Here is a 24,687-nt window from a genome sequence, read left to right as displayed (position 1 = left end):
CACCGTTCACCGTTCACCGTTCACCGTTCACCGTTCACCGTTCACCGTTCACCGTGCTCCGTGCTCCGTGCTCCGTGCTCCGTGCTCCGTGCTCCGTGCTCCACTCACCGTTCCCCATTCACGAGCTCAACACTCACCACCTCTATCCCGTAGCTTTCGCCCGCTAGCCAATAGTGCCAAGCCACATCCAGGTCAAACAGGGTCATGGCGTAGCGCCGGCTGGGGTCGGGCGTCTGATACTGGGGCCGCGGGTCTTGCGCCAACAGCTGGGTGAGCAGCGCGGTTAAGTCGGCGCCGGTGCGCGGGCTGTGAGCCTGGCACTGCTCGGCGGCGCCGGGGCTAAAGCGTACCGCTAAGGTCGGCGGAGGCGCGGGCGCAACCGGGTTCACCGCATTGCTTAGCGCGTCGGTGTAAGGCACGTAGGGTTTTACATCCAGTATGGGGGTGCCATCCAGCAGATCGTGGCCGCTGACAACCAGGGAGGCTGTGCCCCCGGTGACGACAACCTCCTCTAGCGTGACTACCGATAGGCCGATGGGGTTGGGGCGCACCGGTGAGCGGGTGGCAAACACCCCGAGGCTTTTGTTGCCGCCCAGACGGGGCGGGCGCACCCGGGGCCGAAACCCGCTGGCGCGGTTGGCGTGAAACACAAATTGCAGCCACAGGTGCGAGCAGCCCTCGAGCCCGACAAACGCCTGGGCGTTATTGTAGGGCGGGTGAAACTCCAGCGTCGCCCGCGCCGCGGGCACCAAGCCGCTTTGCCGGGGAATGCCGAACTTATCGGTAAAGCAGGAGCGGACAACCGCAATGGGCTCAAACTCGATCATGGTGGGTCACTGATGGCCAACAAAGCCGCCAGTTTACCCGATTGCGGTACGTCTTACAGGTTGAGCTGGCGGGTAGAGTCGAGTGTCTGGTGCGCCAGTGTACTTTGGTCGTTGGCGCTCTCGGCAAGCCGCGCAATCGAGGCGTCGGCGTGCTCGACCATGGCCAGCGCGCCGGCCAGAGTATCGCGCATCTGCTGGGCCCGCTGACACTCTTGCTCAGAGCGGGTGGCGGCGCTGGCAATCACGGTTTCAAGCCGCGCCACGGTTTGCTCGATGGTGGCCAGTGATTGCTCCGCGGCCTTGGATGACTCGACGCACAGCACGGCGCCCGATTGCTCGGCGGCCAGCCCGGCGGCGGTAGAGCCGACAGTGTCACGCAGGCGATCAATCAGCTGCTGGATTTCGCCGGTGGCGTCATGGGTATTGGCCGATAGCCTGCGCACCTCATCGGCGACCACGGCAAAACCGCGGCCGTGTTCACCGGCCCGGGCCGCCTCGATGGCGGCGTTTAGCGCCAGTAAATTGGTTTGTTCGGCCACCCCCTTAATGGTGTCTACCACGGCGACGATATCGTCGGCGGCGTGGCTGAGCTGTTGCATGCTGTCGTCCGAGCGCGCGATTTGCCGCTGTAAACCATCTACCTGTTCGGTAACCTGAGCCATTTGCCGGCGTCCCGTATGGGCCACTTGGCTGGCCTCTTGTACCTCGGTGGCGGTGCTGCCCAGCTCGGTACTCATGGCTTCGAGCGCGGTTTGCACCTGAGTTAGGGCGCTATCGACGCTGCTCATCTCGCGCCGTTGGTTGCTGGCGTCGCGGCGGCAGCTGGCACTGATGGCGGCGTTGCTACCGGCGGTGTTGGCCGATTGCTCGGTGGCCTGAATAACGCTGGCAAAGGTGTCGCGCAGGGTACTAAATAAGGTATTTAGGCTGCGGCCGATATCGCCTACCTCGTCGCTGCGGTGGCTGGCAAATTGCGCCGCCAGATTGCGCTGATTTGCGCTCGCCTCGATCTCTTGCGCAAGGCGTGCCAGCGGCCGGGCTAAATAGCGCGCGTAAGCCACCGCTGCGATCATCGCCAGCGCGATCAGCACAATGGCCGCTACCGCTATGCTAACAACCACTTGAGTGCGCAGGTGCCCCAACGCGGCGAATACCTCGGCGGGCGATTGCTGCACAATCAGCCCATACGGCTGGCGGCCGATGGTAACGGGCTGCCAGGCGCTGTAGACCTCGCGGCCCAGGTAATCCTCGGTCAGGCCGACGCCTGCCTGCCCCTGCAGCGCTTGTTGTGCCGCTTGGCTCTCGAGTGTCAGCCAGCCGGCGGCGCTGCCCGAGGCGCGGGCGCGCTGGGGCTGGCGCAGCAATCCGGTGTCCGCCAGTTGCCCGAGTAAGGTATCCGCTCCGGTTGCCGGCGGGCGTAAGTCGGTAATCAAGGTGCTGTCGGGTCCCACCAGATAGACGTCGCCGCTCTCGCCCAGGCCCATCTCGCGCCACTGGCGCTGGTTACTGAGTAAGTCGCTTAATTGCCGGGCGGGGACTTCGGCGATTAAATAGCCTGTGGCGCGGTCGGGGCTATGGGCTTGGTGATAGACACTTACACCGAGATAAAATACTTGATCACTGCCGTTAAAGGCGGCGTGTTCAAAGCCGGATACGGCCAACTGCTCGGGGTGTTGTTTAAGCGTCTGGGCAAGCGCGGCCAGTTGCGAGTTTTTAAACGGGCCGCGCTGGAGCGAGGTGCCCAGCTCCGGCCCTTTATTGACCGAGTAAATCACCCGCTGCCGGCCGCTGTCGAGCAGCATTAAATCGCTAAAGCCAAAGCGCTTAACAATGTCGTGAAAGCTTGAATGATATTTGCGGTGCTGTTGTCCATAAATGGTGGCGTCCGAGCGATCTTCCATGGCCGCCAGTTGGTCGGGCCAACCCGGGTTGGTTTGTAAATAGTAGTGCTGCAGCAGTTGCGCTTCAAAACTCATCTCGGTTAACCACTGGTCAACGGCGGGTTCAAAGCCGTATTGTGTGCGGCGCACAAAAGGTAAATACTGCTGCTGGTACCAGGTGGTGAGTTCGGCGGCTATCGCGTCTTTATCGGTGTTGCCGACTTCGTAGCGGTAAGAGTCAAAGGGCCGGACAAAACCGTACACGGCATCTTGTGTCATACGGCCGTGGGCGAGGGAGTTGAGTAAATCGCGGTAGCTATCGAGCTTGGCATCGATGGCGGCGGCGCGGCCGCGCGCAACCGCGTGGAATTGATTTTTTAAACTGGTTTCAATGGCACTGCTCGATTCCTTTAGCGCCAGCCAGCCGGTTGTGCCGGCCGAGCCGATCACAGCAACGGCGGTCAGTGCTATCGCGCCTAAAGTAAGCCGGGTAGAAATTTTCACAGTGAGCCTCCGGTGATAGAGGGCACAAAATAAGTTTACGGTGTGACATTTTGGTTACCGAATGGCGCTTATTTTGTTATTAATAGAGTGTGCCGTCAGAGCTTTGACGGGCCCCGATAACCTTGATTTTTTTGTGGAGAAAATCCAAAAAAATGACGTTTTCTTTGAGTGGTAATGGCGACGTTAATACAGGTGCTAAGCCTGGGAGTGTAATGTCTATGTGGACTCGGTTTATCGCCGTGGCATGTTTATGCACAAGCCCGCTGGCGCAGGCGGAAGTCAGTGAAATTATTGATTACACCTACTATCAGCTGGAAGAGTCCGGCAAAACACTGGCGCTTAAAGAGCAGCTAGATGCGGCGACGCCTATTGAGCGCGATGGCCGCAAGCTGCACGGCGAAACCCGCTGGCGACTGGATTGGCGCTTTGCTGCCAGCGAGGCGGACGATGGCAGCTGCACCATCAGCGATATCGATATTCATTTGGATGCGCTGATTTACCTCCCCGAGCTGGGCTACGATGCACCGGCAGAGTTACAGGCCGAGTTTAATCGCTACGCCGAGGCGCTGCAGCGCCACCAAATAGGCCATTACATTATTGCTATTCAGGCGGCCAATAAAATCGATGTGCGCTTAACCTACATGGAGCCGGTGGCAAACTGTGACACGGCGCGGCAACAGGCCGAGGCGATGGCCAGCCAAATCGAGCAAGAGCATCGCGACAAAGAGTTGGCGTTTGATAAACAGACCCGCTACGGCGCCGAGCAAGGGGTGAGCCTGGCCGAGCCACAAGCGGAAGAGGCAGCATCGGCCAGCTCGGCAGCGGCCCAGTAGTCACCGCTTTCAGTTTAGCTTTTCGGGCCGCGGCACAGCCATGCCAGCGCCTCGCCGGGTTTGTTAAAGTCTTCCATCTCTGCCGCGATTTTGAATCTCGATTGCGGCCATGTCTTGTATATCTGAAAAACCATATGTATTCTGGGGCGAGATCAACCGAGGCCTTCTATGGACCCTGTTAGTTTTTATAAGTGTTTGGCCGAGCCAACCCGGCTGCAATGCCTGCTGTTAATACAGCAGTTGGGCGAGCTGTGTGTCTGTGAGCTAACCACCGCCACAGGGCTAAGCCAACCAAAAGTGTCCCGCCATTTGGCGCAGTTGCGCGAGTGTGGCCTGCTGCAAAGCAGTAAACGGGGCCAGTGGGTGTTTTACCGTTTGGCGGGATCTTTGCCCGGCTGGGCCGGCAAGGTATTGGCCGAAACGCAGACCGGTAATGCACTGTGGCTGCGCGAGCCGCTGGCACGGCTACATAAAATGGCCGACCGCCCCTCCTGCTGTGGCTAGCGGGCAATAGCGATTAATCGCGTTTTTTTACATTGGTATATATGAAATTTCATATGTTTTGAGGTGTCAGCATGAAAATCTTATTTGTTTGTACTCACAACGCCTGCCGCAGCGTGCTGGCAGAGGTTGTCGCCCGCGATTTAGCTAACGGCCGTATTCAAAGCGCCAGCGCCGGCAGTGCACCGGCCGGGCGTATCCACCCGTTAACGCTTAATTTTTTACGCGGTAAAGGGGTGGCTACCGAGGGGCTAAGCAGTCAGGGCATGGACGAGTTTGAAAGCTTTGCGCCGGATTTGGTGATTACTGTGTGCGATCGCGCCGCGGGCGAGGCCTGCCCGCTGTGGATGGGCGATACCGCCAAAGCTCACTGGGGTCTGCCCGACCCATCGCACACCGAGGGCGGCCCGGTCGCCGTCGCTACCGCTTTTGATAATGTCTACCAGCTGATTAGCAAGCGAGTTGAAAAGATGTTGGCGGAGCCGCTGGAATCTATGTCGCCTGATGAGTTGCGAAACCTGGCTAACCGCGTGGCCGAGCAGGTGCCGGCGTGAGTGATTTACCCAATATTGACCGAGAGGCGTTTGCCGCCATAGACGCCGCCCGTCTAGGTAATCCCGATGCCCGCCCGCCTAAAATTTTATTGCTCTACGGCTCGCTGCGCGAGCGCTCTTACAGCCGCCTGGTGGTCGAAGAGACCGAGCGTTTGCTTAACGCCTACGGCGCACAAACGCGTATTTTTAACCCGGCGGGTTTACCGCTGCCCGATGGCGCCGAGGCGGACCACCCCAAGGTACTTGAGCTGCGCGAGCTGGCCACCTGGTGCGACGGTATGGTGTGGTGCTCGCCCGAGCGCCACGGCGCCATGACCGGCATTATGAAAGCGCAAATCGACTGGATCCCGCTCAGCATTGGCGCGGTGCGCCCCACCCAGGGCAAAACCCTGGCGGTGATGCAGGTGTGTGGTGGCTCGCAGTCGTTTAATGCGGTGAATCAGTTGCGTGTGCTGGGCCGCTGGATGCGGATGCTGACTATTCCTAATCAGTCGTCGGTGGCCAAAGCCTTTTTAGAGTTTGATGACGCTGGCCGTATGAAGCCCTCGTCTTACTACCAGCGTATTGTCGATGTGGTCGAAGAGCTGATGAAGTTTACCTATTTGGTTCAGGGGCGGGAGTCATACTTAGTCGATCGCTATTCCGAGCGGGTTGAAAGTGCGGCCGAGCTAAGCGCCCGGGTTAACCAAAACAATATTTAGGAGATCGTTATGGGTGCATTTGAACGGTGGTTGTCGTTGTGGGTGGGGCTTGCCATTGTTGCCGGGGTCGCCCTTGGCAGTGCGCTGCCCGATGTGTTTGCGCAGGTGGCCGGCTGGGAGTGGGCCGGGGTTAATGTGCCGGTCGCGGTGCTGATTTGGCTGATGATTTACCCCATGATGGCGCAAGTGGATTTTGCCTCAATCAAGCAGGTGGGGGCCAACCCCCGCGGCCTGGCGCTGACACTGATCATCAACTGGGCGATTAAACCCTTTACCATGGCGGCCCTGGGGGTGTTGTTTTTTAAGTACATCTTTGCCCCTTGGGTAGATCCGGCCACGGCCGAAGAGTACATCGCCGGGATGATTTTGCTGGGCGTGGCGCCCTGTACCGCCATGGTGTTTATCTGGAGTCAGCTAACCCGGGGCAACGCTAATTACACCCTGGTGCAGGTGTCGGTGAACGACGTCATTATGGTGGTGGCCTTTGCCCCAATCGCGGGCCTGCTGTTGGGGGTGACCGATATTGCGGTACCCTGGCAAACGCTGTTGGCCTCGGTGGTGCTGTACGTGCTATTACCTCTGGTGGCTGGCGTTATTACCCGTTACGGTATTTTTAAACATAGTGCCGCCGGGCTCGAGCAGTTTTTGCACCGGGTAAAACCCTTGTCGATTCTGGGTTTAATTGCCACGGTGGTACTCTTGTTTGGCTTTCAGGCGCCGCGCATTTTGGCCCAGCCTTGGGCCATTGTGATGATTGCGGTTCCGCTGTTAATACAAACCTACGGTATTTTTGCCTTGGCCTACTGGTGGGCAAAACGCTGGCGTTTGAGTCACGACATCGCGGCCCCCGCCTGCATGATTGCCACCTCAAACTTTTTTGAGCTGGCGGTGGCGGTGGCGATCTCGCTGTTTGGATTAAACTCCGGTGCGGCACTCGCCACCGTGGTGGGGGTGTTGGTGGAGGTGCCGGTGATGTTGTCGCTGGTGGCTATTGCCAATCGCACTCGTCACTGGTTTGCGCCAAAAATCGATTAAACTTTAAGCGTTTGCGCGGCGGCCAAACTTAGTCTGCGCCGCGCTCGCGCCATCTTGTTAGTAGTTACATACCCTGCGCGCTTTTAATCTAAGGCGCGTGCCTCGCCAAAAGTTCCGCTGAAACAAAACCTTCACATTACTGTCACGCAAGTTTCATAAAACTCGTCAAACATAGGCGCCACATGAGCACTGAGCTCGGATTTGGCCTGCCACGAATGTTGTGCCTTTTCAGTCAGTCATGTCCGTCCTGGTAATGGAACGAACGACGAATTTATCCGGCGCTAACAAGGGTTAGCGTCAGACATACTTTTGACAAACAATCCTTTGGGGAGCGTTGGAATTTATGAAGATCAAGACCCTGGTAAGCATAAACGTATTGGCCGCTGTATTAGTTGGTTGTGGCGGCGGTGACATCGAGCTGAACCCGTCCAACACTGTTATCGACTCTAACAACACGACGAATAACAATAACAACTCCTCTGGCGGAGGCGATAACTCTGGTGACGACAACCCATGTGCTACTTACGCAGCAGACGGTCAAACTCGTCAAGGTAACTACGCCGATGGCAACTGTACTTACGGCGCTTCTTTCGTAAGCGATACCAACCCTCTGACGGTTGATTTAAATATTCCCGCGCTGGACGGTGGTTTACACATTTTTGAAAACAGCCTGTGGGTAGGTGAAGACGTTGATGCCAGCCAGGCCTCTAACGGTACTTCTATTCCGCAAGAAGGCGATGGCCCGGCCCTAAGCATTGAAGCTGGTGCACAGATTGCGTTCTCTGCAGCGACCGATTACGTTCGTATTGCTCGCGGCTCTTCTATTTTGGCCGAAGGTACGGCCGACGCGCCGATTGTATTCTCTTCTGTATCTGACTTGCGCGACGGCCTGGCCGACGAGTCAAGCCGCGGCGAGTGGGGCGGTGTGCAAATTAACGGTAACGGTATTACCAACAAGTGTACCGACGAGCAGCGCGAAGCGACTGCTAACAACGTTCACAACTGCCACATCACCGCTGAAGGTCGTCCGGCCACGTACGGCGGTAACAACAACGACGAAAGCAGCGGTATCCTGCGCTACGTTGTTATCAAGCACGCCGGTTTCGAGGTTGTTGACGGCTCTGAGCTGAACGGTTTGACCCTGAACGCCGTAGGTTCTGGCACCGACATCGAGTACGTACAAACCTACACCACGCAGGATGACGGCTTTGAAATGTTTGGTGGCGCGGTTGACCTGAAAAATATTGTTGCCGTAAACGTAGGCGATGACTCGATCGATTACTCGGAAGGTTGGGCCGGCGACATTCAGTTCGCACTGGTAACTCACACCTCTGGTTCTAACCGTTGTATCGAAGCGGACAACACCGGTGGCGGCCGCGCCGATGATCTGGCGCCTTTCACCAAAGGTCGTATCTCTAACATGACCTGTGTGACCTCAAACGTTAACGAAAACGAAGGCGAGAATCCAAGCGCTAAAGGCAGCTCTGAAGGGCCGCTGTTTCGCGAAGGTGCGCACTTTGAGTTGTATAACTCAATCGTAACCTCTAACGCTTCTGGCATGGCCTCTAACGAGTGTTTTGAGCTGGACGACTCTGAAGGCCCACACACCATCGCTGCCGCTATCGATGGCTGGTCTGTTGCTAAGAGCAATGTGATTGCCTGTACCGAAGCGACCAAAGCTGGTGTGGATGCCGCTAACGGTGCATTCGATATCAACGCTTGGTTGGCCTCAGGTGAGAACACCAACAACGTTATTCTGGACGAAAACACTGCCGGTGCCTTGCCCGCGACTGTTATCGACGGCCTGGATAGCAACCCACGCGCTTACATCACCGCCGCTAGCATGACCGACGGTAACGGTGGCGCTATCAACGTTGATGTTTACGACGTAACCATGTTGGAAAACAGCTTTGAAGCGGGCGCCGCCCCGGCGGTTGGCTCGGCTGGCACCAGCAGCTTCTTTGAAGCGGTTGACTTTATCGGTGCGGTAAGCGCTGACAACGACTGGGTTGCCGGTTGGACCGTAGGCCTGGATAACTAATCCACCTGCGCCAGCTGTATTGCAAGGCGCCTTCCGGGGCGCCTTTTGCGATAAACCCCCGGACTTTTTAGTCCTCACACCACCTGTATATCCTGTTGATTGATTGTCGGGTGGGTATCCCAGACCGTTTGGAAAACCGCCTCTAAAAGGTTTTTAAAATGCGCACAATTACTACCAAACGAAGCCCGTTAGCACTGGCGGTTATTGCCGCCACCGTTGCCTTGGGTAGCACTCAACTGGTACTGGCTCAGTCCGATGAGGGTTCAGGTGATCGGCCTGAGACTCAGCAAGTGAGCATTCAGGCACCGGTTATTGAAGAAGTGCTTACCATCGGCCGCTTGCAAAGCAGCGCCGACTCTATTGTCGATGAGCGTATCGAGCAGGCATTTTCTGCTGACGTGCTTGGCTTCGAGCAAATTTCCCGCGCCGGCGATGCTGATATCGCGTCGGCTTTGGGCCGAGTAACCGGCTTGACCGTTGTTGACGATCAATACGTTTACGTTCGCTCGCTGGGGGAGCGTTACTCCAGTGTTAATTTAAACGGCGCGTCGGTTCCGTCACCGGAGCTAACCCGTAACGTTTTGCCGCTGGATTTATTTCCCTCTACCATCGTAAAAACCTTGAAAGTGCAAAAAGCATTTTCACCGGATCTGCCAGCCACCTTTGGTGGTGGTAATGTTAATATTCGCACCAAAGGCATGCCGGAAGATCTCGTTTTTGATGTGTCCGTTGGCACGGGTTGGAATACTGTTAACAATGATGACGGTATCTTCTACTCGGGTGGCGACATTGATAATGGTGTGCCTGCTGAACTGAGCCGGGCCATCACCCTGTATCAGGGCAATGTAACCACCAGCGGGATCGCCCAGAGCATGGTGGGTCAGGGACAGGCCGTGACGCCTGAAGTTCGCGCCCAGGCGCAACAGGTAAATCGCGATTTAATGTTGAGCTTAAACCGCGATGTAGAAATCACACCGCAATCACTCGACCCGGATTATGGCGGCAAGGTGTCGCTGGGTAACTCCTGGTACGTGGGTGATGACTGGCGCATTGGTGCGTTGGGCAACTTGTCGTACGATCACGAGTGGCGCAACAAAAACCAGACGAAAAAAGGTATTGGTAACCCCGAAGAGGTCAACTCGGATGTTCAGCGCACCTCGGAAAATACCCGTACGTTGGCGGCTATCAGTGGTGGTATAAGTTTCCAGGAAATGCACACCATCGAGGCCAGCTACTTCTACATTACGGATGTGGAAGATCGCGCGGCTATCTCGCGCGGTTACGATGCCAACAACCGTCAGTCCGACGGCTCACAAGTGCTGGATTATCAAACCCGTTATGAGGAGCGCCGCCTGGAAATCGGCCAGGTGATGGGCGAGCACAACTTTGAGTTTGACCTGACCGACGCCATCGATGAGCTGGGTGTGGATTGGTACTACTCTGATTCGCGCGCCGAAACCGCTATCCCCAACGAGGTGAACATCAAAGCCTCGAACGTGATTGATGTCACCAGCGGTGAAGTACTCAACACGCGTTTGCAGTCCACCACCAATATGGCGAGCTTTGGCTTTTTGCAGCTGGAAGATAACGTCACCAGTTACGGTTACGACGTCGAGTTACCCATTAACTTTGGCGATACTCTGCTGACCTTTACCGGTGGCTATGATTACAGCGATAAAGCCCGTGGCTATTACGGCTATACCGCGGCGATTAACGCGCCGGGTGTCAGCAGTGAAGCGCTGGCCGGTACGCCGGGTTATGTGCTGGGTGATGAGAACCTGAGTAATCTGGATTACAACTTTGACCTCACCATGGATCCGGGGCTGGGCAAAGAGAGTTACATTGCCGCACAAAAAACCGACGCTGCCTACGGTATGTTTGATTTAAACATCGACTACACCTGGCGTATTACCGGTGGTGTGCGCTATGAAGACTTCCGTCAGGCGGTATTGCCGGTCGATTTGCTGGATTATACCGGTGAGTCTATTGTCGAGCTAAACGAAGACCTGCAAGCCAACCCAGATAACTACGTGGTTAAAGATGACGGCTGGTTCCCCTCGCTGGCACTGACTTTTATGAATCAGGGCTTTATGGGTGCCGACGATTTCCAGATACGTGCCTCGCTGGCGCAAACCGTGGTTCGCCCGGATTTGCGTGAAGTCTCTGACGTGCAATACCTGGATCCGGAGCTGGACGTTCGCGTAGTGGGCAACCCCAACCTGGACTTCTCCGAGCTGGATCACTTTGATCTGCGCACCGAGTGGTTCTATTCGGGCGGCGATAACTTTACCGTGTCGTTGTTTTATAAAGACATTGTTAACCCTATCGAGCAGGCGCGTCAGCCGGGCTCGGACGACGATATCTTGCTAACTTACTACAACGCTGAATCCGGTGAGATTTACGGCCTGGAGTTTGAAGGCTTAAAAGATATTGGCGCGGGCTTCTTTGTCTCGGGTAACTTAACCCTGAGTGATTCGGAAATCGTATCGCCCGAGGGTCAGGGTTTTACCAACACCGTGCGCCGTATGACGGGCCAATCTGAGTATGTTATGAACGCTCAGTTGGGCTTTGACTCGGAAGATGGCAAGCACACCGCATCGCTGTTGTACAACGTCTTTGGCGACCGCGTTTACTACGCCGCGGTACTCGATGGCCACGATGATGCGTTTGAGCAGCCCTATCACTCGGTAGATTTGGTGTACACCTTTTACCCAACCGATACTCTTAGCATGAAGCTCAAACTGAGCAACTTGCTGGATCAGGATCGGGAGTTTGAGCAGGTTAACTCTGACGGTGAAGCCGTTACGATTCTTACCCAAGAGCAAGGCACCGGCGTGAGTCTGGATTTTAAATACTCCTTCTAATCACAGCTGATTGCCCAACCGGCACGAGAAATCGCGCCTAAGCCGCTACCGCAAGGTAGCGGCTTTTTTTTGTTTGTATCGATGCCATAAATCGCGATGATTGCTACGGTTTTTTATTAAACGAAAAACAATTTTTGCTGTTAGAGGCTGCGCCAGCTGATGACGAGTGTGACGGACGTCACTGTATAAAGTATTCGGTGAGTGGCCGTTTAGTGTCGTGCGCAAATAAAAAAACAAAAATGTATCGATCCGCGCATTGCTTTCAGCCCCTGTGAGAGCTCGGTAGCCCGCCGAGTGTCCCCCTTTAAGAAACGGCTTGGTACCAAAGTGGGCCATATTTGGGGTGTCACACCTTGGCGATAACTTTCAAAGTGAAACGCATTATTGCGGTATTCGCTTCAGGATACGACTCACTGGAGAACGACATAAGCGGGTTTTACGGCAATCGCCCTGTGGTGTATCCGGCAACCCGCCAGGGATATAACGAATAACCACGACCTGGAGAATCTCTATGAGCAATTCTATTAATCGATCCGGGCGCCTTGCCGCCTTTACCGCTGTGGCCTGCCTGGGCTTTGTCTCCCAATCACAGGCACAAGTCGGCCCACTACTGTGGGAAGACAACTTTAATACTCTGAACACCGACCACTGGAACGTCATTGAGGGCGACGGCTGCCCCGGGCTGTGTGGTTGGGGCAACCAGGAGCTCGAATATTATCAAGATGATAACGTCTCGATTGAAGCGGTACCCGGCGAGCCTGGAAACTCTGCCATTGTGCTGGAGGCGCGCAATCAGTCCGTCGAAAGCCGGGCCTTTACCTCCGGCAAACTCGACAGTAAAAATGGCGTGTCTGTTAAATACGGCATGATCGAAACGCGTATTCGCGTTCCCAACCTTGCCACGGGCTTGTGGCCTGCGTTTTGGTTGTTGGGTACAAGCACGTCACCCTGGCCCGCCAAAGGCGAGATTGACATGATGGAGATGGGCCACAAGCAGTCTTACATCGATGCCGAGTTCGCCGGTGCAAACATCAACAACTTTGTTGGCTCTAACGCCATTTTTTACGCGGACGCCGCCTGCGTGCCGGCCAACCCAACCTGCGCCGCCAGCACCGCGTTTGAAACCGATAACGCTTATTTAGCAAGCACATCGCTGGCCGATCGGTTTGTAACCTATCGGCTGTATTGGACCGATCAATCGTTGCGTTTCTCGGTGGTTGATAACGGCACAGAGTACGACATGTACGATTCGCCGATTCCTGTCACTGAAGAGTCGAGCGAATTTCGCCAACCGTTTTACCTGTTGATGAACTTGGCAGTGGGCGGCAACTTTACCGACGCGCTGCAAAACGCTCAGGTGACCGCGCCCTTGCCCGCTAAAATGTACATCGACTATGTACGGGTCTATGAGTACAACGGCCTGGGCGAAGTGACTCTGGGCAACCCCTCCGAGCCCGAAACCGGTACCTTTGGTGTCTTTAGCGATCGCACCGATACCAGCCGCTCACTGGCAAGCGGCGAAACCTCAGATATTTATATCTGGAGCACCAACTCGTTGGTTGGCGGCAACGAACAACCGTTAGAAGGCTCCGAGGTAATTTCGTGGGACTACACGGCCCCCGGCCAATGGTTTGGTGGTGGTGTGCAATCGCGCCAGCCGCTGGACATGAGTAATTTCGCCGAGGGTGACCTAAGCTTTAGCATTAAAGTCCCGGCGAATGTCGGCTTCCGCATTGGTATCACCGACACTTACACCAACGAGCATTACATCGACTTCCCAGCGGGTGAAGAAAAATACGGGCTAGTACGCAACGGCGGCTGGAGCCAGGTCACTATCCCTGTGGAAGAGCTAACCGGTGAGCTTATTGCCCTGCAATCGGTCAGCTATCCATTCGCCATACTCAGCACGCCCACAACACCGTCAAGCAACGTTGCGATCGCGATTGACGATATTGTTTGGCAAGGCGGAGGCGATGCTAACACCGGCGGTGGAAACGACGACGATAACGACGGCGTCGACAATGGCACCGATCAATGCCCCGGTACCGCCAGCGGTGTGCAGGTCAACGCCCTGGGGTGCGCCACCACTGACGCGCAAATTGAAGCTGAAGATTACAACAACTTTATGGACGCCGATGTGGGCAACAATGGTGGTGCCTATCGCACGGACGATGTCGATATAGAAGCGAGCACCGACGACGGTGGCGGCTTTAACGTCGGCTGGACTGTCTCGGGCGAATGGCTCGAGTACGACACCAACCTGGCGCCCGGAACATACCAGGTCAGCGCTCGCGTTGCGTCACTTAATGGCGGTGGGCAATTTACCCTCAGCGAAGGTGGCGACTCAGTCTCGGCCAATGTCGCCGCTACCGGTGGCTGGCAAACCTGGCAAACCGTCACCCTTGGCGAGTTGCAAGTTAACGCCGACGCAAGCCTGCGCCTGGATGTGCAAACGGGCGACTTCAACCTCAACTGGGTGCGCCTCGAGCAAACCTCTGGCAACGATGATGGCGGTGACCCGACACCTCCTGCCGGCCCTTACGGGGTAGCGCAAAGCTCGGCCGATACGTTGGCGTTTTATGTCCAGTCGTCCTCTTGGGCTGATATTCATTACAGCGTCAATGGCGGTGGTCAGCAAAACGTACGTATGACCCAGGCAAACGGCGAAAACACCTATCCGGTGAGTGGTCTATCGGCAGGGGACACCCTAAGCTACAACTTCACCTACTGGGATGCAGACGCCAACATGGCCGTCGATACCCCAACACAGACTGTCTCCGTACAGTAAGTGTTGCTCCCCAAGCGGCACCTTCCGGTGCCGCTTTATTAATAATTTGCGCCTAAACACAAGCTAACGTCAGGGCGCCTGCTGTGAGCAATAAAAGGCTCCATAATTACACGCCCATGTTTACCGGGTATGGTTTACTGCCTCTGGCGTATTCAGCTAGCACAGGTTCCACCGCTTTGTTATTCAATATCTCCGCTTGTCACCGCCCGCTGTCTATTTGTTATGTAGGTTTTTTACCGCTGACATGGCCGCGTAAACGGCCAAAGCGTAGGTTTAGCTTTAATTTTGAGGATCGGAAGGTCAAAAACGGTAATAAAAACTAGCCAAATCTTAGATGTTTTTGTTATAGCGCTAGCTAAAATTCGGCTAAAAAGCTCGTTTTTTGTACAAATTTAGGTCTGAAACGGCCAAAAAGTGAAAAAAGTCGGTTTTTTTGCAAAAAATTTTAAAAAAAGTCATTTCTGTAATAATAAATTAACAATAGCGTGCTTAGGCCGGTGATATTCTTTATACCAATGGTGCAGAAACAGTTTACCGGCTGCGCCCATTTGAAGTCGGGGATGTCCCCCAGAGATGATGAGGATTTGAGCATGAAAACACTTCTAACCAATAAAGTGCTCGGTTCACTGGCGATTCTGGCAGTAGTGCTGCCTTTTTCTAGCAGTGCGAGCTCCATGTACCAACCCGCTCAGTTTGGTGATGCGGTCGACCAGGTTAGCCAAAAAGTGGTTATCCCGGAAGAAATGCGCCAAGAGCAGCGCACTATTTCAGTGTACTGCCAAGCGGACATCGCCGCCACTGGCGTAACCAGTAATGTAAGCTGTTTTGATAAAGCCGCTTACGATGACCTGCAAGGGCAAACCCAACGCGCCATCGAAGGGCTAAGCTTTTCGCCTGCGCAAGTGGATGGCACCGCCGTGCCGGTGCGCATGACCTTTCGCGTGGTTTACTCGCGCAACGACAGCCAGCCCAATGTGGTGATGCTGCCGAACCTGGGTACGTTACAGCGTGAATACGGTGTCAGCTACGTTGCCCCGCAAGAGCGTTTAGATCAGGCCGATTGGTACAGCGCCTACGCCGCGGATGGTAAGGCGCAGGGCAAACCATTTTTTAATGAAGGTCAGTTAGCGCGTATTGTTGGCGAGGTGAATGCCGACGGTGAAGTTCGCGCGGTTAAAACCGTCGAGGCCCGTGGCCGCACCCGCCGCGATGCCAAAGTGGTTGAAGGCGCGTTAAAAAATTCTCGCTTTATCCCGGGTTTTGTCGGTGATGACGCGGTGGATATGCACTACATTGCCGTGCTGAATTACCCCGAGAACGATTAATGTTCTTTTAGCCTAAGGGCTAGCTCCTGTCGTAAAAGCCACCTACGGGTGGCTTTTTTTATGCTCGCCGTTATACCGGCTGTATTAGGCAAGCTCGATACAGGCGCGCTCGCGTGAGCTGCGCTCTAGCACATCAAGCAGGCCCACCGTCACCAGTGCCTGTTCGGGTTTGACTAAAAGATTGTCGCCCTGCTTTAGATGGCAGTAAACATTGTCGTAAAAGTACAGGTAATTGCCGGCCACCGTCGGGTAGCCTTCGCGGCCGCTATCGGTGTGAATGTGACCCCATTGGTGGGGCTCTTCATCGGCCCAGTTTAAGCCCTGAGGTATGGTGCCCTCCGCCAACCGGCTTTCTTGTACATCGCCCAGCGGTTTAAGGTAAGAGCCTTTATCGCCGTGAATCACATACGCAGGCGCCGGCTCACGCGCGAGCATGCTCGCTTTAAGTAGGCATTTATGGCCGGGGTAATCGAGCCGCACATCAAAGTAGTCGCAGGTTTGGGCGCCGTCACGCTCTATGCGTAAGTCGGCATACACTGAGTTGGGCAAACCAAACAGCGTTAAGCACTCGTCAATTAAGTGTGAGCCTAAATCGTACAGTAAGCCGGCTCCGGGGCCGGGCTCTTCCTTCCATTTTTTGGGGCCGGGCGCGGGCCGAAACCGATCAATCGTCGCCGCAAAGGTGTTGAGCTTACCCAGCCGCTTCTCGTGCAATATTTTTTGCGCCGTGCAAAAGCCCGACTGCAACCGCCGGTTGTGAAATACAGTCAGCATAAGCGCTTGTTGCTCAGCCAGCTCAATCAGCTCGCGGCCTTCATTTATGTTAGTTGTAAAAGGCTTCTCTAAAATCACATGCTTACCGGCGCGCAGTGCATCCCGGGCCATGGGGTAGTGCAATGCGTTAGGGGTGTTGACCACCACAATATCGATAGTCGGGTTGCCGATAAGCTCGGCAAAACTGCGGGCTATGCTAACCTCGGGGTAGCGCTCGTGGGCGGTGTTGCTGCTGCGCTGCAGTACGGCGGCAAGCTTTAGGTGCGGGTGCGCGGCAATCAATGGCGCGTGAAACACCTTTCCAGACATGCCGTATGAGGCCAGTGCGACATTCAGGGTTTGGCTCATGGGGATAGGTTCCGTGGCAGTGATGGGTAACGGGTTAGCTAGCGGGATAGTCTAAAGGTTTTTTAGCGGCTGAGTAATGTCTGGTTGTATTGTTTGTAGTGTCGAGTTACAAGGCCGCCAGAGCCGGAGTCGGGTTTAGGCGCCGTATTTATGCCTTTATACTGTCCTACCAGCTTTGAGCCGGCCCCCGCGAGTGCCGCGCCGTCGCTACAGCGCTCAGGCGGGTTTTAGCTCTGCCATTGTGTCGGTTGGCGCCCCGGCGATGTGTGCCAGAAATCATCAAGGTGAGAAGATGTCTTTTAGTGAATTTGAAATTAAACAATGTGAAAAAGCGTTAGATGCTCTGCTTGCGTCAAGGCGGCCACCGGCGCATATTCGCGATGAATTGGATTTGCAGTACCGCATTGCGAATCAAAGCGTCGTAATCTTTGAGGTTCGCCCCGAGTTGCGCGATCCCACCAAAAAAATAGAAATTGCGGTGGCAAAAGCAACCTTTGTAAAAAGCCAAAACCTCTGGAAGGTCTACTGGCAGCGGCAAGATCTAAAGTGGCACGCTTACCCGCTGCAGCCCGACGTGAAGCATATATCAGATTTTGTGGCGCTGGTTGATGAAGATGCCAATGCCTGCTTTTTTGGGTAAACGTCCACCAAAGCGTGCCTATTAGTAGATTGACAGTGATTAAATTACGGTGCTTGATCGCACGTTGTAGGGTGTAAGCCTGGCCCCGCAGTTATATACTTGCGCAAGCTTCAATAACGCTAACAGTGAGAATACATGCCTACACCCCCCTTATCCGCTGCGGCTTATTTCGGCGATGGCGCGGTTGCCTCTTTAATGCGTACTCACGACTGGAGTCACTCGCCGTTAGGGCACCCCGACACCTGGCCGCAAGTGCTGCGCACAGTGACCAGTTTGATCATGAACTCCAAGTTCCCGATGTTTTTGGCGTGGGGGCCGCAATTGGCGCTGTTGTATAACGACGCTTATGTGGACATGTTAGCCAACAAGCATCCCAAATCATTGGGGCGTCCGTTCCAAGAGGTTTGGTCCGAGATCTGGGACGATATTTTGCCCATTGTCGAGCAAGCCATGGCCGGCCAGTCTTCGTTTCACGAAAACTTGCCCTTGACCATGAGACGCAAAGGCTATCAAGAGTCCACGTGGTTCACGTTTTCGTACTCTTCTGTCTATGATGAACACGGCAAGGTGGCCGGTATGTATTGCGCCTGCACCGAAACCACCCAGCAAGTGTTAGCCGCTCGCGAACGCAAGATCGAGAACGAGCATCTGCGGCAGTTGTTTCAGCAAGCGCCCGGCATTATGGCGGTGTTGCGCGATCGCGATCATGTGTTTGAGTTGGCCAACGAGGCTTACCACCAGTTGGTGGGGCATCGTGAATTACTGGGCAAGGCGGTGCGCGACGCACTGCCTGAGATCAAGGGGCAGGGCTTGTATGAGTTGCTCGATACGGTTTACCAATCGGGTGAGCCCTATGTCGGGCGAGCGGTACCGGTAAAGCTGCGTCGCCCGCAAAGCGACGAGCTCGATCAATACTTTATCGACTTTATTTACCAGCCGATACGCGATATGAGCGGCCGGGTAACCGGTATTTTTATTGAGGGCAGTGATGTCACTGATGTGGTGAAAGCGACTCAGGCACTGCGCGAAAGCGAAAAGCACCTAAGGCAGATGGCCAATACCATCCCGCATCTGGCTTGGCTGGCCGAACCCGACGGAACGATTGTGTGGTTTAACGATCGCTGGTATGAATACACCGGCACTACCCCCGAGGCAATGACAGGTTGGGGCTGGCAGAGCCTTCACGACCCGCAGCGCCTGCCGTTAGTGTTGGCGAACTACCAGCGTTGCCTCGACTCTGGCGAGCCTTTTGAAATGAGCTTTCCGCTGCGTTCCGGGGCGGGCGAATACCGAACATTTTTTACCCGCGCTACACCGCTGCGTGACGCGAGCGGCACAATTTTGCAATGGCTGGGCACCAACACCGATATCCATGAAATTGAAAAAGTACAAGAAGAGCTCAGAGCGGCTAACCGCCGTAAAGACGAGTTCCTGGCCATGCTCGCCCACGAGCTGCGCAACCCGCTTGCGCCCATAGGCTCGGCAGCCGAGCTGCTTAAGCACACCAGTGCCGAGCCTGTCATCGTGAAAAAAACCGCTGACATCATCTCCCGCCAGGTCGGGCATATGACCGGTTTGGTCGATGACCTGCTCGACGTCTCACGCGTGACACGGGGATTGGTTACCCTCCAGAGGCAGCCGGTTAACCTTAAAACCATTATCGATGACGCGGTAGAGCAAGTCAGCGCCATGGTCGAGAAGAAGCGGCAAAAGCTAAGTGTTGAGATCCTCGAAAGCCAACCCATCGTTGAGGGAGATCGCACCCGGCTAACACAAGTGGTGGCTAACATCCTTAACAATGCCAACCGATACACGCCCGAGCAAGGCAACATTCGCCTGCGCCTTGACGCTGGTGCCGAGCATATAAAAATCACTGTGCAGGACGATGGCATTGGCGTCGAGGAAAAGCTATTGCCACATATGTTCGAGCTGTTTACCCAGGCCGAGCGCTCGCCCGACCGGGCCCAGGGCGGTTTAGGTTTAGGCCTGGCGCTGGTTAAAAGCTTGGTCGAGCTGCATGATGGCCGTGTTACCGCGCAGAGCGAGGGTATCAATAAAGGCAGTTTATTCAGTGTCACGTTACCGCGCTCCTTGCAATCACAGGTGTCAGCGGAACCCTCTGGCAGCGGAAGCCAAACACACACACAGTCGCTCGATATTTTAATTGTCGACGATAATATCGACGCCGCTGAGGCGTTGGCCATGTTGTTAGAGCTACACGGGCACCGCCCGCGCGTTGATGACAGAGGCCGCACGGCGCTGCAGCAAATGGCAAACGCTGTACCGCAAGCGATGATTTTAGACATTGGCTTGCCCGATATGGATGGCTACGAATTAGCGCAAAAAATTCGCGCAGAGCCCGTTGCTGCCGGCATAACACTAATCGCACTCACCGGCTACGGCAAAAATGAAGACCGGGAGCGTTCCCGGCTCGCGGGTTTTGATCACCACTTGGTTAAGCCAGTGGTGATCAAAGAGCTTATGAGCATTCTGAATGGTGTTGTAAGCCCGTAGCACTGTTGCTGTATTAAACGGAATTTTATTCTACAGTGTCGCAACGTTTTGTCTGTTACCAAAAGACTCAGCGCAGGCGCTACAGTGTAACCAGAGGGGGCTAATGCACACACTCTGGTCGCGGGGCCTAATTAACAGCCTCCACACTAAATTACACGCCATTACAGATTAATATTTTGGCGCTTTTTTCCATTACACTGGTTAGATTCCCCTTTTCGGATTAATCGGAGCGGTTGGTCCGATACAAGGAGTCACAGTAATGGTTGCCCGAGCCCTATTATCAAAATTAACTGCAATGGCGCTGCTGGCGGTTGTCTTACCCACGGCGGCTATCGCCAAGAGCCCCGATGCTGATGCAATGGCGGTTGATCTCCAATCGCTCGATTGTGCGATAGCCCCTAAAGCGGCCTCCGCCTCTTTACCCTTGCCCGGCTCCCTGCCGTTGGTTGATTATGAGCAAGCGCTTTACCCGTGGGTAATCAAGCGCGAATACGCCGCGCTCGGCTGGTGCCACGACAAAGAGGTGCGCGATACCGGGCCGTTTGTGGATGGCCAGTACCACGGTACTCATCCGGCGGTGCTGATTTATTACTCGCCTACAATGATGGCCTGGTTGCTTAACCGCGAAAAGGGCATCGAGGGTGATATCCCCGACGGCGCCATGATTATTAAAGAAATGTACGGCGCCCCGGCACAAATTTATCGCGATATCCGCCGGCTTAAAACCGCCGAAGAGTCCGAATCCCTACGGCTGCAGCAGCTCTCGGACTGGACGGTAATGGTTAAAGACGCACAAGCCTCTAGCGACGGCTGGTTTTGGGGCAGCGTCTCGGCGCCCACCTTGGTGGATGGCAAACTGCAAAGCATCAAAGAAGCGGTGAAGGCGCAGCTGGACACCCGCGAAAACAACAACAAAGCAAAATCCTACGTGGCTACCAATGGCGTTCGGTTATCCGGCTTTGGTATGCCTTGCCTGCGCTGCCACGCCTCGGCCGAGAACGCGCTCACCTTTGCCAGCCTGCGCAATATTAAGGGGTTTGAGTCTAAGGGAGACCCCCTGCGGTTTCTTGACGATAACTCCTGGCGCACCGCCAGCCACTTTGCTAAGTATCCGCTATCGTTGCTGCTGGACGACCCGGAGCTAAAAGCCATATTCGATATTCCACTGTCGCAGCTGCCCTGGTCCACCCAACAACGTGTAAGAAGTGCCGCCGCCGATGCCTCGTTTAACGAGCACGATCGCGATTCGCAAATGGATGAGGCAACCTATGCCAAGCTGCTGGCCGAAACAAACCTAAGTAACAAGGAATACATCAATCAGGCTTTTCTAAACACCTTCCCGCAAATACCAAAATTAAAAGCCTCCGAGATTAAAAAGTTTCCCCAGCAGTGGCTGGATCATGTGGTGCAAAAAACCGGTAAGCCGCAGGAGTATGTCACCTCGGATAACTGCATCGGCTGTCACGGTGGCCTAAGCGCCGATACCTTTGGCACCACCATGTTTATCGCCACCGGAGCCGACTATGGCGATGGTTTTGATATCTCAGAGTATGGCGAGTGGCGCTGGTCGCCCATGGGCTTGGCGGGGCGCGACCCGATTTTTCACGCGCAGCTCGAAAGTGAGATGGCGATACTCAAAAAAAATGCCAAAAACCCAAAAGAATCCGGCTTAAAAGGCCCGCTAAAAGAAACCCAGCAAGCGGTGACCAACACTTGCCTGAGTTGCCACGGGGCCATGGGGCAGCGCCAGTTAACCCTGGACGCCGAGCAAAACGATAGCCTGGATAAAAACTTTAAAACCGATTATTTTTACTATACCGAGCAATTATCCTCGGCCGAGAAGCAAAGCCTAGAGGAGAAGCAATACCATCAATACGGCGCACTCGGGCGCGAAGGCATCAGCTGTATGGTGTGCCACCGCATCGACGGGCCAGATGCGCAAGCCGTAGCGAGCTGGAATCCGCCCACCGGTTGGGTGAGTACCGGCATTGAAGATAAAGAGCTGGCGTACCTGTTGTTTCACAACTCCACCGGGCGTTTTGATACCACCGATGCCAACACCCTCAACGGGCCCTACGAGGTGGCGCAAAAGCCCATGGAGCACGCGCTTAACCTAACGCCCAGCAAAAACGACTTTATCCAAAAGTCACAGCTGTGCGGCACCTGCCACACCATTAACCTGCCTAACATCGGCTCTACCGATACCAGCTTGCCAGTCTTACAGGCCGCCGAGGTTGACCCGGCCTTTGCCGAGTATCCGCACTCTATCGAGCAGGCAACTTTTTTAGAGTGGCAGAACAGCGCCTTCGCCCAGGGCGATACCGCGCAAAGCTGTCAGGATTGCCATATGCCCTCAAGCTTTGAGAATGATGAAAAAGACATTTCGATAGATGAGCTAATCAGCAAAATCGCCACCATAGAAGACAGCAACTACCCGGATGCCGACCACGGCTTGGCGGCGGATGAACTCGATGTGCCGTTTCGCAAAGAGTACAAGCGCCACACCCACGTAGGGCTAAACGCCTTTTTGCTAAGCATGTTTAAACAGTTTGAGCCAATACTGGGCGTAGCCCCTAAAAGCTATATGACCGGTGCATCCGAGGCCGGCGTTGATTTGGCGCTAGAGAGCATGATGCTTCAGGCGCGCAACAGTACCGTCGATATGAGCATCGACAAACTCCACTTTGCAGAAAACACCTTGGTGGTTGATGTAACCGCTAAAAATAAAACCGGCCACCGCTTTCCCAGCGGCGTGGCGTTTCGCCGTGGCTTTATCGAGCTGTTAGTAAAAGACGGCGATGAAATCGTCTGGAGCTCGGGCCGCACCAACGATGCCGGTGTTATTGTCGATCACGCAGGCAAGCCGCTGGCCACCGAGTTTTTACCCAAAGGCGATTGTGGTTACCCCGACAACAAGCCCGCCGGTTGTTACCAAGGGCATCACCAGGTGATTACCAGTGATCAACAAGTGCAAATTTACGAAGAGCTAAACCGCAATAAAGCCCAGGAGTTTACCACCAGCTTTGTTCACCGCGTGCACATCGTAAAAGATAACCGCTTACTGCCCGACGGCTGGCGCGATTCATCGTTCTTTGAGCCACAAGGGCAGGTGATGACGCAGTTTATGGAGGCCACCGATCCGCACTTTGTGGGCACCGACCCGGACTACCAAGACCAAGGCGCAAGCTTTATTGGCCGGGACTCTTTGCAGTACCGTATCGACTTGCCCTCGCGCTACCGGGATAAACCGCTTACGGTAGCGGCGACCATGTACTACCAGGCGATACCGCCGTATTGGCTCAAGCAGCGTTTTGATCAGGCGCCCGATGGCGAGGCCACGCGACGTTTGCATTATTTGGCGAGCCGTTTGAATCTTGAGCGGGAGGGGGATGTGTTTAAGCAGTGGAAGTTTAGGATTAATAGCGCGAGAGAGGTGGTTGAGCCGTAAAGGCTTAAGTGTGTTTGAGTTGAGGGGGTGATGGGTGGCCAGCGTGGCTGGCGCGCTTTAGTTTATATGCCCGTGTCGCCGGGCGTGGCGAGTTACTTTTCTTTTGTTTGGGCAAAAGCGACGTAACTCCGCCTCTCCTGCGCATCCATGCGCCCGCGGCATTAGTGCATCCATGCACGTCAAAGCCCACCCCGGCGCGCGGCCCTTCGTCGCTAAGCGTCCGGCCAGTAAGCACAGCTTACTGGCGTTCGATTACGCACAAAGCAGCGCTTTGTAAACGCTAGATCTCACCCCTCATTCCAACCGATTTTTGCGGGCCGCATCGACAGGCCGCGGCCCAGGCCGGCTTCTCTGCTACGGCATTCACCTTCTCCATGGCCTGACGATAGCTTGCGCGCACGCAGCCCAGGCTGCCCTCTCTGTCGCTCCGCGCCATTCACCTTGTCCCTGTGCGCTTACCCCCAAAAATAGGCTTCCATTCGGCTGTATCTACGGGGTGTTTAAAAGCGGTGCTTCGTGGTTAGCTTGGTTTGACGGTTTGATTAAATCGCTAGAGTTGCGTTTATTTTTGTGGCGTATTACTCTACGTTGAATATAAGATAAAAGCGCAATCGCTTGGGCAAGGAGCTGCCAGAAATCTCCGTTATTTCATCACGCGTAAAATCGTTTGTTGTATTGCTTTCGAGCGATAAGCAAGTTGCATCAACATGCGAGCCGAAAATTGGCTTAGCTGTGAAATCTTAGCGCGCACATCGGCCGATCGATTTTTATCCGTTGCTCAAGGGAAACCCTTGAGAAAAATAGCGTGTTAATATGAGCCGTGTAATATGTTGCAAAATAATTCAATGGCTTAGTAGTGTTTGCATAAAAGGTCAAGAAGCTTAAATTAAAAAATCGATTAACATGAGCCACACTTTTCCGAGACAAGGAGCAGTTAGAATATGTCTATTTCCCCTTTGTATTCAACAGCTTCAATATTTGTCTTAATCCAGTTTCTATCGGAGATAGGGTGACAGGGGGAAGTGCGACTGAGTCGCATGAATTAGCTGTTAAGTGCGGTAGTGTTCATAATTCTGTGTCGTTTCTTTATCATTAGCAAAAAAAGAGATG

The 24,687-nt window shown here is 54.8% G+C and carries 15 protein-coding genes; 12 read left to right on the top strand and 3 right to left on the bottom strand.

The features are described from left to right. Positions 1 to 104: 104 nt before the first annotated feature. Both tsaA and AAC019_RS15720 read right to left on the bottom strand, forming a co-directional pair. Entirely contained in the window at positions 105 to 827 is a 723-nt protein-coding gene (tsaA, locus tag AAC019_RS15725; RefSeq protein WP_339900143.1) for a tRNA (N6-threonylcarbamoyladenosine(37)-N6)-methyltransferase TrmO, read from the bottom strand. A 53-nt stretch (positions 828 to 880) separates the two neighbouring features. Next, a complete protein-coding gene (locus AAC019_RS15720; protein ID WP_339900142.1) occupies positions 881 to 3,211 on the bottom strand; it encodes a methyl-accepting chemotaxis protein in 2,331 nt (776 codons plus the stop codon). Positions 3,212 to 3,423: 212 nt separating this feature from the next. Between AAC019_RS15720 and AAC019_RS15715 the strand changes: the two genes are divergently transcribed. The 9 genes from AAC019_RS15715 (at position 3,424) to AAC019_RS15675 (ending at position 15,853) form a co-directional block, all read left to right on the top strand. After that, the gene (locus tag AAC019_RS15715; protein ID WP_339900141.1) at positions 3,424 to 4,044 is read left to right on the top strand and encodes a DUF922 domain-containing protein; all 621 of its coding nucleotides are present in this window, start codon (positions 3,424 to 3,426) and stop codon (positions 4,042 to 4,044) included. Between the two features lie 168 nt (positions 4,045 to 4,212). Further along, on the top strand, positions 4,213 to 4,548 hold the full coding sequence (locus tag AAC019_RS15710) for a metalloregulator ArsR/SmtB family transcription factor (protein WP_339900140.1): 336 nt from the start codon (positions 4,213 to 4,215) through the stop codon (positions 4,546 to 4,548). 71 nt (positions 4,549 to 4,619) lie between these two features. Beyond that, complete coding sequence (locus AAC019_RS15705; protein ID WP_339900139.1) at positions 4,620 to 5,099, top strand: arsenate reductase ArsC; 480 nt, start codon at positions 4,620 to 4,622, stop codon at positions 5,097 to 5,099. Positions 5,100 to 5,113: 14 nt separating this feature from the next. Then, positions 5,114 to 5,800, top strand: coding sequence for an arsenical resistance protein ArsH (gene arsH / locus AAC019_RS15700; RefSeq protein WP_339900145.1), 687 nt, complete (start codon positions 5,114 to 5,116; stop codon positions 5,798 to 5,800). A 9-nt stretch (positions 5,801 to 5,809) separates the two neighbouring features. After that, positions 5,810 to 6,835: an ACR3 family arsenite efflux transporter gene (gene arsB, locus AAC019_RS15695; RefSeq protein WP_339900138.1), complete on the top strand. Its 1,026-nt coding sequence runs from the start codon at positions 5,810 to 5,812 to the stop codon at positions 6,833 to 6,835. Positions 6,836 to 7,178: 343 nt separating this feature from the next. Next, positions 7,179 to 8,876 carry a hypothetical protein gene (locus tag AAC019_RS15690; RefSeq protein WP_339900136.1) on the top strand — a complete coding sequence of 566 codons (1,698 nt, stop codon included), beginning with the start codon at positions 7,179 to 7,181 and terminating at the stop codon, positions 8,874 to 8,876. Positions 8,877 to 9,034: 158 nt separating this feature from the next. Beyond that, positions 9,035 to 11,740 (top strand): TonB-dependent receptor, encoded by a 2,706-nt coding sequence (locus AAC019_RS15685; protein ID WP_339900134.1) that lies wholly within the window; start codon positions 9,035 to 9,037, stop codon positions 11,738 to 11,740. A gap of 511 nt (positions 11,741 to 12,251) precedes the next feature. Next, complete coding sequence (locus AAC019_RS15680) at positions 12,252 to 14,528, top strand: carbohydrate-binding domain-containing protein (RefSeq protein WP_339900132.1); 2,277 nt, start codon at positions 12,252 to 12,254, stop codon at positions 14,526 to 14,528. Positions 14,529 to 15,118: 590 nt separating this feature from the next. Continuing rightward, entirely contained in the window at positions 15,119 to 15,853 is a 735-nt protein-coding gene (locus tag AAC019_RS15675) for a hypothetical protein (RefSeq protein WP_339900131.1), read from the top strand. An 84-nt stretch (positions 15,854 to 15,937) separates the two neighbouring features. On the opposite strand, the gene AAC019_RS15670 is transcribed toward AAC019_RS15675, so the two are convergent. Beyond that, complete coding sequence (locus tag AAC019_RS15670; RefSeq protein ID WP_339900130.1) at positions 15,938 to 16,975, bottom strand: Gfo/Idh/MocA family oxidoreductase; 1,038 nt, start codon at positions 16,973 to 16,975, stop codon at positions 15,938 to 15,940. Positions 16,976 to 17,267: 292 nt separating this feature from the next. Between AAC019_RS15670 and AAC019_RS15665 the strand changes: the two genes are divergently transcribed. The 3 genes from AAC019_RS15665 (at position 17,268) to AAC019_RS15655 (ending at position 23,577) form a co-directional block, all read left to right on the top strand. After that, on the top strand, positions 17,268 to 17,615 hold the full coding sequence (locus AAC019_RS15665; protein WP_339900129.1) for a DUF3024 domain-containing protein: 348 nt from the start codon (positions 17,268 to 17,270) through the stop codon (positions 17,613 to 17,615). 135 nt (positions 17,616 to 17,750) lie between these two features. Then, positions 17,751 to 20,129 carry a PAS domain-containing protein gene (locus AAC019_RS15660; protein ID WP_339900128.1) on the top strand — a complete coding sequence of 793 codons (2,379 nt, stop codon included), beginning with the start codon at positions 17,751 to 17,753 and terminating at the stop codon, positions 20,127 to 20,129. A 259-nt stretch (positions 20,130 to 20,388) separates the two neighbouring features. Further along, positions 20,389 to 23,577: a hypothetical protein gene (locus AAC019_RS15655; protein ID WP_339900127.1), complete on the top strand. Its 3,189-nt coding sequence runs from the start codon at positions 20,389 to 20,391 to the stop codon at positions 23,575 to 23,577. Positions 23,578 to 24,687: the final 1,110 nt, after the last annotated feature.

It is taken from the genome of uncultured Gilvimarinus sp., from assembly GCF_963975215.1.
Lineage (GTDB): Bacteria > Pseudomonadota > Gammaproteobacteria > Pseudomonadales > Cellvibrionaceae > Gilvimarinus.
This window is presented reverse-complemented; position numbering and strand designations above follow the sequence as displayed.